Origin of the sequence: Ruegeria sp. HKCCA5491, from assembly GCF_013034565.1 — a bacterium.
Taxonomy (GTDB): Bacteria; Pseudomonadota; Alphaproteobacteria; order Rhodobacterales; family Rhodobacteraceae; genus Ruegeria.
Map to the genome: position 1 here is coordinate 26,730 of NZ_WQGG01000012.1, position 11,637 is coordinate 38,366.

Below are 11,637 nucleotides of genomic sequence, written 5' to 3' on the forward strand. Positions count from 1 at the left end.
TCCTGTCAGTCGGCGAAGAAAAACTCGTCGGGACGATGAATACCAAAATGAGCACCCGGTTCCCATGCCCACATTGCCTGCTCGGGCACATTGCGCAGCCGGTTCGAGACAACGATGGGCTGAGGCGCACCGTTCAGGATACCGATCGCGTACAACTGGTCCGCGTGTATCTTCAGCATTTCGTTCCACGCGGTCTGCCGCTCATCGTCCGTCTTGGCGATCTGCCAATCATGGGCCAGCTCCATCAGGCGCTGTGCTTCGGGCATGTCGGGCGGCTCACCAGCTTCGCCTCCGGTCTGATAGTATTGCCCCCATTTGGGCCAGGCCAGAAACACCTGATCGGTCGGCGCCAGATACGCGGGTGAGGTATGGAGCTGCGGAATTCCGTCATCCCAACCAAACCAGACCGAGGCCATCGTGTTCCCCGCAAATACCCGGTTGCGAAGAATATCCCTGTCCAATGGGCGCATCACAAGGTCAACGCCAATCTCACGCCACGTGTCGGTAACGATCTGCAGTGCGTTCTCAACTTCTTGCCGTTCGCCTGCCGTTTCAATGATCAGTTCCATCGGGCGTCCATCGGGCAACAGGCGGATACCGTTCTTGTCACGCTCGGTCAGGCCAGCCTCATCCAGCAGGGCGTTGGCTTGTTCAATATCGTACTGGGCCCAAGCCTTTGCGTTTTCTTCGTCATAAAACGGCGAGGCTGGCAGAACAGACATGGCCCCTGGCTGCGCCAGCTTGAAATAGAGCGCCTGATTGATCGTCTTTCGGTCGATGGCCAACGACAGGGCACGTCGCACGCGCACGTCACGCAAAACCTCGCGCCACGCATCATCGGCAAAATTCAGGTTGGGATAAATCGCGATCTGCGACGCGACCCCGGTTTTCCATAGCAAGGTTTTGTAGTCGCCGCCCGTCTCACCTTTCTTCAGGATCGAGGCGTCGCGGAACGCCAGCCCACGCCCTTGCAGATCGGTTTCGCCAGCGTTTGTTTTTGCGGCCACCAGTCCGGGGGCGACGATCTCCATCTCGACGACGTCGATATAGGGCAATTGCATGCCTTTGCTGTCGATGCGGTGATAATAAGGGTTGCGGACAAAATTGTGCCGGATCTTCTTGCCGGAACTTGCGTTCAGCCACGGCTGCAATGTGGGCAGTTGGTGGTTGTCGAATTTATAAAGGTTATCCAGTTTGTTGTGCAGCGCGGCCCAGCTTTTGACGCGGGCATCCTCGACCTGAAAGGCCAGCTCATCGGCATCAGCGAATTTCTCGTGATATTGCTTGAGGAATTCTGAAGGCCGGTAAATGAAGGGCGGGCGGGCCTGCGCCAGCGATTGCAGAAAATCGGGGTTCGGGTCTTCCCATTCGTACACGATAGTCGTTTCGTCCGGGAAGCTGACGGTTGGCGGCTTGCCCTCGACAATCAGGAAGTCGGGCGGCCCGGACGGGCTGAGTAGTTCGTTGTTCGCAACGTCCTCCCACCAGTACCGAAAATCCTCGGACGTGAAAGGCGAGCCGTCCGACCATTTATGACCTTCGCGCAATCGCAGCGTGAATTTGCGGTTCCCTTCGTTTTCAAAAGACGCGAGCAGGTCTGGGACAATCTCGTAGTTTTGGTCAAATCCAACCAAACGGGCATAGCCGTAAACGACCATCTGGCGAATATCCTTGGAACGCGTCACCATCGTACGCAGGGTGCCGCCGGGGGTGCCAAATTCGCGCCCCTTCGCGGCAAGGTCCACGACCAAGGGTTCAGCCGGAAGCCTCTCCTCGATGGGGGGTAGGTTGCCCGCGCTGACCTCAGACTGCCAGAAGGGGCCTTCGACTGGGGTGGGTGTCGCGGCCAGTGTCGGCAGGGAACACAGGGCCGAAAAAGCGGCTGCCAGTAACAGGGGGCGAGTGGTCTTAAACATGGCATCGTACCTTATGGCCGGGCTCCATCTCTACCAGCGAAGGTATCACGGAGTCGGTAAATCGGAAGGCGTCATCCCAACTGTCTGGTGAACCAGCGCCCAAAGCAACCAAATTCAGGTCAATGGGCCGGTTGATGTCGGGTTCCGGCTGAGCGGCAATCAGCGCCTTGGTGTAGGGGTGGCGGGGGTTGTAGAACAGGGTCTCGGGCGGGGCTTGTTCCACCACCAGACCCCGGCGCATCACCGCGACTTCGTCGGCAATCCGCGCCACGACCGCCAGGTCGTGGGAGATGAAGAAATACGACAGGTTCAGACTTTCCTGCAGGTTTTCCAACAGTGTCAGGATTTGTTCCTGAACCGACACGTCCAGCGCCGAAGTCGGCTCGTCGCAGACGATGAGTTGAGGGTCCAGCATCATGGCGCGTGCGATGGACAGGCGCTGACGCTGCCCACCCGAAAACGCGTGCGGATAGCGTTTCAACATATCGGCGTTCAAGCCGACCCGTTGCAGCATTTCGGCGGCCTTGTCCCTTTGTTCCGCAACCGAGCCGATGTTGTGTATTTCCAGCGGTTCGGTCATGGCGTCCTGAATGCGCATACGCGGACTGAGCGAGCTGTAGGGGTCCTGAAACACCATCTGCGCCTTGCGCTGAAAGGCGGTGCGTTGCGCGCGAGACATCCGGTGAACGGTTATCGGGTCCTCGTTCGGGGACGTGCGGAAAAGAACCTCTCCACCCGGATCGGGTGGCTCCGCGCCCAAGGCTATGCGGGCGGCGGTGGTTTTGCCAGAGCCGCTTTCGCCCACGATGGCCAGTGTCTTGCCGCGTGCAAGATTCAGGTCAACACCACGGCAGGCATGTATCAGCCGTTCCCCTTGCCACCCTTTGCTTGAACGCATTGTATATGTCTTGGATACGCCCTTCAGTTGCAGGATCAGGTCCTCGTCAGGCATCGGGATGCCTACCGAATCTTCGTCGGGAATTTCCGGGGCCGCGTTGAATAACTGCTGTGTGTATGGATGCGCCGGGTCGGTCAGGATAGGTGCGGCCGCGCCGGATTCCATGACGCGGCCCTTGTGCATGACAACGACCTGCTCTGCCATATTCGCAACCACGCCCAGATCGTGTGTTACGAGGATCAGCGCCATTCCGGTTTCACGCTGAAGCTCTTTGATCAGCCCCAGCACCTGCGCCTGAGTTGTCACGTCTAACGCGGTCGTGGGCTCGTCGGCAATCAGCAGCTCTGGCTTGGAAACCATGGCCATCGCGATCATCGCGCGCTGCCGCATACCGCCCGACAGTTCGAACGGATAAGAATCATACGCACGCTGAGGATCGGGAAACCCGACTCGTTCAAACTGTGTCAGAACTTCTTTGCGCGCCTGGGCTTCGGACGCGCCGCGATGCAGCCAGAGGACTTCGCTTACCTGATTTCCGATCTTGTGCAGGGGCGACAGGGAACGCATCGGCTCCTGAAAGATCATCGAAACACGGTTGCCTCGGATATCCCTCATCTGGCGTTCGCTGATCCGGGTCAGGTCTTCTATTCCCTTGGAATCATTCAGAGTAATGGTGCCGCTGCGAATTTGTGCAGTGCGCGGCAGGATGCGTAGCGCCGCCCTGCACGAGATCGTTTTCCCCGAGCCCGACTCCCCAACCAGCGCAAGTGTCTGCCCGGCTTCGACGTCGAAGTTGACGTCTTTGACAACAGAATCGCCCGCACCGAAACCGATGCTGAGGTCTCGGACAGACAACAACGCAGTCATGCGGGTTTTCCACCCGTCTGGCCGTGGGTTTTCATCGGCTTGTTCAACTCCCCGTGTTTTTTGAAGCAGTTTCGCGCGGTTGGACCCAACTAGTCAAACCCGTTCTTGTGCTGAAATGTCGCGAAAATTTGAATCCGAGGCCTATTTGCCTACACAAAGCCTTGAGGATTTGCCATCAAATGCGATGTCGGCCCCACCTTTCATACCGACAGATATCAAGGAGAGATTTCCCAGTGCCTGACGACCAAAGCCGCCTCGATTTGTTCATCGACCGTATGGTTTCGCAGCGAGCCTGTCTGGACCACGCCATTGCACAGACAAAAGGCATGACGGGGCCTGTGTTCGAACTGGGGTTGGGCAATGGTCGCACCTATCACCATATGGCCCAGTATATCAAAGATCGGCCCGTCTATGTTTTTGAGCGTGCTGTTGCTTCGCACCCTGATTCAACCCCGCCAGAGGATCTGGTGATTTTGGGGGATGTACGGGAAACGCTTCCTGCGGCGCTGGATCGCTTTGGCGCAACGGCCAGCGTGATCCACGCTGATCTTGGCGGTCACAACCGGGAAAAGAACGATGCGTTTGCGCGTCTTGTGTCGCCTTTGATCGAGCCGCTTTTGGCGGAAGGGGGGCTGATGGTATCGAGCGACCGGATGTATTTCGAAACCCTGACAGAATTGCCATTGCCGACGGGGGCCGTCGAAGGCCGCTGCTTCGTTTATCGCCGCTAACTGGCTTATAAGGATTTTTCTGATGCTGTTTTATGATTGCTCTACTGCTCCGAACCCCCGCCGTGCACGGATGTTCATCGCTGAAAAAGGGCTTGAGATTGAGACCCGCGACATCTCCATTGCCAAGGGCGAGCAACTCAGCGAGGAATTTCGTGCCGTCAATCCGAACGCGACCATTCCGGTTCTTGTAACCGACGAAGGGACTACGTTGGCCGAGAATCTGGGAATCGCGGCTTATCTGGAAGCACGCTTTCCCGAGCCGCCCTTGATGGGGCGGACACCGGACGAAAAGGGTGCGGTTCTGATGTGGAACAGTATCGTCGAGCAACAAGGCGGGGCGCCGATTGCCGAGGCGCTGCGCAATACCCATCCTGCGTTTGAAGGTCGGGCGATACCCGGACCTGTGAACCACGCCCAGATCCCCGAGTTGGCGCAGCGCGCGACAGTGCGGGTCGCGCGGTTTTTCGATGTTCTGGAAGCCAGGCTTGCCGAAAGTGATTTTGTCGCGGGCGAAGTGTTTACGTTGGCGGATATTTCGACATTCGTATTCGTTGATTTCGCACGCGTGATCAAAATGAAGGTTCCTCAGGAAAACGCGGCAACTCTGGCCTGGTTTGACAAGATAGCGTCGCGACCCAGCGCCCAGCTTTAAAGTCCCGATCAGGTTTTGCAAGATTTTGACCACCAGAACTGTACAGAAATGTCTAGACAGAGGTGAACAGTGCGTCTAGCGTCCCCTGCGAGTCATGCAGGGGAGTGCAGGATGAAATCTCAGTATCGTGTTGTGGTCATCGGGGGCGGCGTCGTGGGTGCCTCGGTTCTGTATCATCTGGCCAAGTTTGGCTGGTCGGATGTGGTGATGCTGGAACGGCGGCGTCTTGCGTCGGGGTCCTCGTGGCATGCGGCGGGCGGTATTCACGCCTTGAACGCCGATCCGAACATGGCAGCATTGCAGGCTTATACGATTGACCTGCTGAGTGAGATCGAAAAAGAATCCGGCCAGAATATCGGCCTGCACATGACAGGTGGCCTGACCTTGGCGGGCACCTCGGAACGGTGGGAATGGCTGCAAGCGAACTATCGCATCTTCCAATCCATTGGGATCGACGATTGCGAGTTGCTGTCCCCGGAAGAGGCGCAGCGACGTTGCCCGATCATGTCCACTGATGGTGTGCTGGGCGCGATGTGGGCGGATCGCGAAGGGTATATCGACACGACCGGCACCGTGCAGGCTTATGCGACCGCAGCCAAGAAACGCGGTGCTGAATATTATGAAGAAACCAAGGTTGAAAGCCTGACGCAGACCGCCGACGGTTGGGAAGTCGTGACCGATAAGGGCACAATCACCTGTGAGCACGTGGTCAACGCAGCCGGCCTCTGGGCCAAGCAGGTGGGCCGCATGGCAGGGGTCGAACTGCCGGTCTCACCACTCAAGCACCATTATCTGATCACCGACACGGTCCCCGAGGTCGCGCAGGCGGATTTCGAGATGCCGATGACCGTGGATCTGGAAGGCTTCACCTATATGCGGCAGGACCAGAAGGGCGTTCTGGTTGGTATTTATGAGGTGGAACACGAACACTGGGCCATGGACGGCGCGCCGTGGAATTACGGTGAAGAACTGTTTCAGGAGCAGCTTGACCGGATCGAGAATGAGCTGACACTGGGCTTTGAACGCTATCCGTCGATCCAGAATGTGGGCATCAAGACGTGGGTCAACGGTGCGTTTACTTTTGCGCCCGACGGGAACCCTCTGGTCGGGCCGGTGCCGGGCAAGCGTGGCTATTGGTCAGCCTGCGCGGTGATGGCAGGCTTCTTGCAAGGCGGTGGCGTCGGTAAGACGCTGGCTGAGTGGATGATCCATGGTGAGCCCGAGGCTGATGCGTGGCCTATGGATGTGGCCCGCTTTGGCGATTTCGCGCAGAACAAGCGGTATATCCGCGAAACGACCGGACAGTTCTATTCCCGCCGGTTCGTGATGACCTATCCGAACGAACAACTGCCTGCGGGGCGTCCTTTGAAGATGGCTCCGGCGCATGACGCGATGACCGAGGCGGGTTGCAAGTGGGGCGTAAGTTGGGATCTTGAAGTGCCGCTTTATTTCGCGCCCAAAGGGTTCGAGGAAACACCAACCCTGAAGCGATCGAACGCGCATGACATCGTAGCCGAGGAATGCAAGGTGATCCGCGAGGGCGTGGGCCTGATGGATATCAGTGGTTTCTCGCGGTTCGAGGTCAGCGGCCCCAACGCGCAGGTCTGGTTGGATAAAGTGATGGCCTCGAAACTGCCAGCGCCCGGACGGGCAAAGCTGGCCCCGATGCTGGGCGAGAACGGGCGGCTCAAGGGTGACCTGACTGTGCTGAACTGGGGCGATGGGACATGGTGGATCATGGGCAGCTATTACCTGCGCGCCTGGCATATGCGGTGGTTTGAAGACCACATGATCGACGGTGTGGCCGTTCGCGATCTGGGTGAGGAATATTGTGGGTTTGCCGTAGTCGGCCCAAAATCGCAGGCCGTGGTCGAGAAATTGGCTGAGCAGGATATCTCGGGCCTAAAATTCATGGGCTGCGGGGATTTCGATATCGGCCTCGTCCGCGCCCGTGTTGCGCGCATGTCGGTCACCGGTGAAAAAGGGTATGAGATCAACTGCCGTTATGGTGATCACATCAAGCTGCGCCGGATGCTGCTTGAAGCCGGGGCAGACGAAGGCATTCGCGAATGCGGCTTTAACGCCATGCTGTCGACCCGCCTTGAAAAGAGCTTTGGCATCTGGTCGGCAGAGTTCACACAGCTTTACACGCCCGGCATGACGGGGATGGATCGCTGGATCGACTGGGACAAGGAGTTTGTCGGCAAACATGCTGCACTGGCCGAACGCGACGGCAACGGCCCCGCGCAGTTGCAGGTCACGTTGGAGGTTGATGCGCTGGATGCGGACGCAAGCGGGTATGAACCCGTCTGGGCCAATGGTGAGCGGGTCGGGTTCGTGACCTCGGGCGGATATGGCCATTACACCGGCAAGTCGCTGGCGATGGCACTGGTCGACCGCGACAAAGCAACTCCGGGGACTGATCTGTCGGTTCATGTGGTCGGTGTTGAGCGCCCGGCAAGGGTGATTGCACCGTCGCCTTATGATCCGCAAGGCCAGGCGATGCGGGGTTGACGATGATCTCACAAACCTCGGAACGCGGCAGGCGACGGCGTGGGCGTGGCGCAGAAGCCCCATCTGCCGCAGTGCGTGATGTGAACTACCGCCAACTCAGGAACCCGTTCCCGCAGATGGAGGTTTTCCCGGCAGAGCAGATCGCCGACATGCATGAAACCGCCCTGCGCTTGTTGCAGGAGTTGGGCATCAAGGTCCTGCTGCCCGAGGCAAGAAGGATTTTCGCCGCAGCCGGTGCCAAGGTTGATGAGCAAGCCGAGATGGTCTTTATCGGGCGCGACATTGTCGAGGCCGCTGTAGCCTCGGCCCCAAAATCCATTGCCTGTCGCACAGGGGCTCGCCGCCGGGATTTTACGCTGGAACTGGGCAGTCTGGTCTTTCAACCCGGGGCAGGTGCCCCCAATGCGACCGATCTTGAAAGGGGGCGCCGTCCGGCAACAGGGCAGGACTATCTGGAGTTCCTGAAGCTTACCCATCATTTTGATGTGTTCCAGATGATCTCGCCCCAGGTTGAACCGCAGGACGTGCCAACCCACTTGCGGCACTATTTCACCACGCAGGCGCAGATGGAGTTGACGGACAAGTTTCCGTTCTTTTTCTCGCGCGGGACACCGCAGGTGATGGATTGCTTTGAAATGCTCTCGACCGCTCGCGGGTTGTCGGATGACGCATTCCGCGCAAACCCGCACTGCTATACGATCATCAACACCAACAGCCCCCGGACGTTGGATGTTCCAATGGCGCAGGGGCTGATAGATTTTGCCCGCCACGGACAGATGTCGATTGTCACGCCCTTTACGCTGATGGGGGCAATGGCACCTATTACTGTGGCAGGGGCAATTACATTGTCCCATGCCGAAGCCCTGTCCGCCATTGCGCTGACCCAATTGGTAAATCCCGGTGCGCCAGTCTGCTATGGGACATTCACAAGCAATGTTGATATGAAATCCGGCGCGCCTGCGTTCGGGACGCCCTCGCATTTTCAGGCGTCGCTGGCGGCGGGGCAGTTGGCGCGGCATCTGGGCCTGCCGTGGCGGTCTGCTGCGGGGTCGGCCTCCAACAGCAATGACGTTCAGGCAGCGAACGAAAACCAGTTCGGTTTGTGGGGGTGTTTGATGGCCGGGGCAACGGTGATCATTCATTCGGCCGGGTGGCTGGAAGGCGGGTTGACCGTTTCCTTCGAAAAGCTGGTCTGTGATGCCGAAGTGTTGAACATGGTGGCCGAACTTTGCGCAGGGGCGCAGGCGGGTCTGGCTGAGATCGGTTTTGACACCGCACTGAGCGAAGTTGAACCCAGCGGCCACTTCTTTGCAACCAGTCAGACGATGGAGCGTTACAACACCGCGTTTTATGAGCCGCACGTTCACGACTATGCCAATTTTGGCACCTGGACTGAGCGCGGGTCAGTCGACGCCAATCACCGGGCTACGGGTGTGTGGAAGGACATCCTAGCCAATTTCCAGCCACCCAAACAGGACGGTGACCGGATTGAGGCTGTGAGGAATTTCGTTGCACGTCGCACGGAAGAGGGCGGCGCACCGCCGGAGAGTTGAATGAGCAATAAACCGATCCTCCACCGAGATGACCCTAAAGCCGAACCTCTGGTCGGCAATATCAAGGTTACGCGCGACGACTGGCTGAACGTGGCGATGGACGTTCTGATTTCCGATGGTGTGGATCAGATAAAAGTACTGAATCTGGCCGAACGGATGGCTGTGTCCCGCTCGTCCTTCTACTGGTACTTCAAGTCGCGTCAGGAGTTGATGGATGCATTGCTCGAACGGTGGCAAGCCACAAACACGGCAGCCCTGATCGCGCAGGCCGAAGCCTCGGCAGCAACTGTTACGGCTGCGGTGTGCAACGTGCATCGCTGTGTGGTGAACACCGACTTGTTCGATACTGCGCTGGATTTCGCAGTACGCGATTGGGCACGCAAGTCGGGCAAGGTACGGCGTGCGCTGGATCAGTCTGACGCGCGGCGGCTCAAGGCGTTGCACGCCATGTTCGCCCGCTATGGCTATTCCGAGGTCGAGGCCGAAACCCGCGCCCGCGTGCTGTATTACATGCAGATCGGCTACGATCTGGCGCAACTGAACGAACCCATGTCTGTGCGGATATCGATGGTTCCGCATTATCTGTACGTCTTTACAGGGGTCGAACCACGACCCGAAGAAATCGAAGAATTCAGCGCCTATTCCATGCGCTACTGGAAAGGAGACCCAGCATGAGCCAACCAGACGCAATCATAATCGGAACAGGTGTGATCGGTTCCGCCATCGCGTTCGAGATGGCAAAAGCGGGCTGGAAAACCCTGTCCTTGGATCGAAACAGTCAGGTTGGCCACGGCTCGACCGCAGGGTCCTGTGCGATCATTCGGATGCACTATTCGACTTTTGACGGCACGGCCTTTGCGTGGGAAGGGTATCACTATTGGCGGGATTGGGCCGCGTACCTGGGCTTGCCCACGGATGCAAACCTTGCGCAGTTTCGCGAGACCGGGTGTCTTGTGATGAAAACCGATGCCAACGGGATGTTGGAAAAGCACATGGCGAATAGCGCCGATCTGGATTGCCCGTTCGAGGAATGGTCGCCTGAAAAAATCACGGAACGCCTGCCTGTGTATTCGCTGGAAAGCTACGCGCCGGCCCGTCGAAAAGACGATCCTGAGTTCGGGCAGCCTAACGGGCGCAAGATGCAGGGCGGGGTTTTCTGGCCTCAGGCTGGCTATGTTACCGACCCGGCGCTGTCGGCCCAGAATCTGATGGACGCGGCAAAGCAACACGGGGCCGAGCTGCGCACCGGGGCCGAGGTTGTCGAGATACTAAAAGACGGCGGACGTGTTGCGGGCGTCAAACTGGCCTCGGGCGAAGAGATCCGCGCCAAGGTCGTCGTGAATGTTGCAGGGCCGGGCTCCGCGATCGTGAACAAGATGGCCGGGGTTCTGGACGACATGACGATTGAAACCCGCCCCTTACGGCAGGAGGTAGTACACGTCCAGTCCCCCGAGGGTTTCGATTTTGAACATGACGGTACAATCGTGTCCGACAGTGACATTGCCCTGTATTGCCGGCCCGAGCATGGCAACCATATCCTGATCGGCTCGGAAGATCCCGAATGCGATCCGCATCAATGGTGCGAGGACGACGTTCACTATAACCACGACTTTACGGATCAATGGACGACGCAGGCCATGCGTTACGCGCAGCGGGTGCCCAGCCTTGGGATACCTTCGAAGACACGTGGTGTTGTGGACCTGTATGACGCGTCTACCGACTGGATTCCGATCTACGACAAGTCCAGCCTGCCGGGGTTCTACATGGCCTGCGGCACCAGCGGGAACCAATACAAGAACGCGCCGATTGCAGGTAAGATGATGGCGGCCCTGATCGGCTATTGCGAGGGTGGCGCGGATCACGATGCCCAGCCGTTACAGTTTGAACTGCCGTATATCAAACGCTCGATTGATGTGGGGTTTTACTCGCGCAAGCGACCCATAAACGAAGAAAGCAGTTTTTCGGTTCTGGGCTAGCCCGGTCAAGTCAAGATTGTGCTCAGAATACAAGGTCGTCAACTTGTGCAAAGTTGGCGGCCATTCATGTGGCTGAATGCGTCTTCTAAGCCGCGAATTTTACCCAGGCCCAAACCATAGCCACATAGGTCAGGTTGTGCAGACACTGATCCAACCCGGCGGCGCGCCAGAACGCGGCCTGTGTCGGCATCAGTTGTTTTTTGTCAGAGTAGCTTGCTTTCGCAAAGTCGATGTTGAAATGGACGATCCATTCCAAGGCGGCGATAATCAGGATGAAGGACCACGGCGCACCGAAGATCAAGAACACCAAGACAGAGCCCACAACATGCACCGCGGCATGCTGAGCGCGTCCCAGATGAAAATACTCGCCACGCCCCGCCAGCATCTTGGGCGTTTGGAGATAATAGTCCGCAAACATGTGTTTGATCTGCAACAAGCAGAGCATCAAAAACACAGCGCCTAAGTTGGCAGGCAAATTAGACCTCCCGATATCGTCCTGCGGACAACAGTATGTGCTTAATTGTTGTTGC

General features: G+C 58.0%; 9 protein-coding genes. 6 read left to right on the forward strand and 3 right to left on the reverse strand.

Features of this window, described 5'->3' with window-relative positions:
* Window positions 1-5 precede the first annotated feature (5 nt).
* Together GOV88_RS15870 and GOV88_RS15875 are read right to left on the reverse strand one after the other, a co-directional pair.
* Entirely contained in the window at window positions 6-1,916 is a 1,911-nt protein-coding gene (locus tag GOV88_RS15870) for an ABC transporter substrate-binding protein (protein ID WP_171241037.1), read from the reverse strand.
* Entirely contained in the window at window positions 1,909-3,681 is a 1,773-nt protein-coding gene (locus tag GOV88_RS15875) for an ABC transporter ATP-binding protein (RefSeq protein WP_171241038.1), read from the reverse strand. The genes GOV88_RS15870 and GOV88_RS15875 overlap by 8 nt, the downstream gene beginning before the upstream one ends.
* A 233-nt stretch (window positions 3,682-3,914) precedes the next feature.
* Here GOV88_RS15875 and GOV88_RS15880 point away from each other — a divergent pair, with 233 nt between their 5' ends.
* The 6 genes from GOV88_RS15880 (at window position 3,915) to GOV88_RS15905 (ending at window position 11,107) form a co-directional block, all read left to right on the forward strand.
* A complete protein-coding gene (locus tag GOV88_RS15880; RefSeq protein WP_371808140.1) occupies window positions 3,915-4,412 on the forward strand; it encodes a class I SAM-dependent methyltransferase in 498 nt (165 codons plus the stop codon).
* A gap of 22 nt (window positions 4,413-4,434) precedes the next feature.
* A complete protein-coding gene (locus GOV88_RS15885) occupies window positions 4,435-5,064 on the forward strand; it encodes a glutathione S-transferase family protein (protein ID WP_171241040.1) in 630 nt (209 codons plus the stop codon).
* 111 nt (window positions 5,065-5,175) lie between these two features.
* The gene (locus GOV88_RS15890; RefSeq protein WP_171241041.1) at window positions 5,176-7,578 is read left to right on the forward strand and encodes an FAD-dependent oxidoreductase; all 2,403 of its coding nucleotides are present in this window, start codon (window positions 5,176-5,178) and stop codon (window positions 7,576-7,578) included.
* Between the two features lie 2 nt (window positions 7,579-7,580).
* A complete protein-coding gene (locus GOV88_RS15895; protein ID WP_171241042.1) occupies window positions 7,581-9,131 on the forward strand; it encodes a trimethylamine methyltransferase family protein in 1,551 nt (516 codons plus the stop codon).
* Window positions 9,132-9,806, forward strand: coding sequence for a TetR/AcrR family transcriptional regulator (locus tag GOV88_RS15900; RefSeq protein WP_171121755.1), 675 nt, complete (start codon window positions 9,132-9,134; stop codon window positions 9,804-9,806).
* A complete protein-coding gene (locus tag GOV88_RS15905) occupies window positions 9,803-11,107 on the forward strand; it encodes an FAD-binding oxidoreductase (protein ID WP_171241043.1) in 1,305 nt (434 codons plus the stop codon). Before GOV88_RS15900 ends, GOV88_RS15905 begins: the two co-directional genes overlap by 4 nt.
* An 85-nt stretch (window positions 11,108-11,192) precedes the next feature.
* Here GOV88_RS15905 and GOV88_RS15910 read toward each other — a convergent pair whose 3' ends face one another.
* Window positions 11,193-11,552 carry a DUF3307 domain-containing protein gene (locus tag GOV88_RS15910; protein ID WP_171122314.1) on the reverse strand — a complete coding sequence of 120 codons (360 nt, stop codon included), beginning with the start codon at window positions 11,550-11,552 and terminating at the stop codon, window positions 11,193-11,195.
* Window positions 11,553-11,637 lie beyond the last annotated feature (85 nt).

What these genes read in the sequence shown, in the direction of transcription:
- GOV88_RS15910 (WP_171122314.1), bottom strand. Translation starts at nt 11,552, where the DNA reads ATGCTCTGCTTGTTGCAGATCAAACACATGTTTGCGGACTATTATCTC.
- GOV88_RS15885 (WP_171241040.1), top strand. Translation starts at nt 4,435, where the DNA reads ATGCTGTTTTATGATTGCTCTACTGCTCCGAACCCCCGCCGTGCACGG.
- GOV88_RS15875 (WP_171241038.1), bottom strand. Translation starts at nt 3,681, where the DNA reads ATGACTGCGTTGTTGTCTGTCCGAGACCTCAGCATCGGTTTCGGTGCG.
- GOV88_RS15905 (WP_171241043.1), top strand. Translation starts at nt 9,803, where the DNA reads ATGAGCCAACCAGACGCAATCATAATCGGAACAGGTGTGATCGGTTCC.
- GOV88_RS15900 (WP_171121755.1), top strand. Translation starts at nt 9,132, where the DNA reads ATGAGCAATAAACCGATCCTCCACCGAGATGACCCTAAAGCCGAACCT.
- GOV88_RS15870 (WP_171241037.1), bottom strand. Translation starts at nt 1,916, where the DNA reads ATGTTTAAGACCACTCGCCCCCTGTTACTGGCAGCCGCTTTTTCGGCC.
- GOV88_RS15895 (WP_171241042.1), top strand. Translation starts at nt 7,581, where the DNA reads ATGATCTCACAAACCTCGGAACGCGGCAGGCGACGGCGTGGGCGTGGC.
- GOV88_RS15890 (WP_171241041.1), top strand. Translation starts at nt 5,176, where the DNA reads ATGAAATCTCAGTATCGTGTTGTGGTCATCGGGGGCGGCGTCGTGGGT.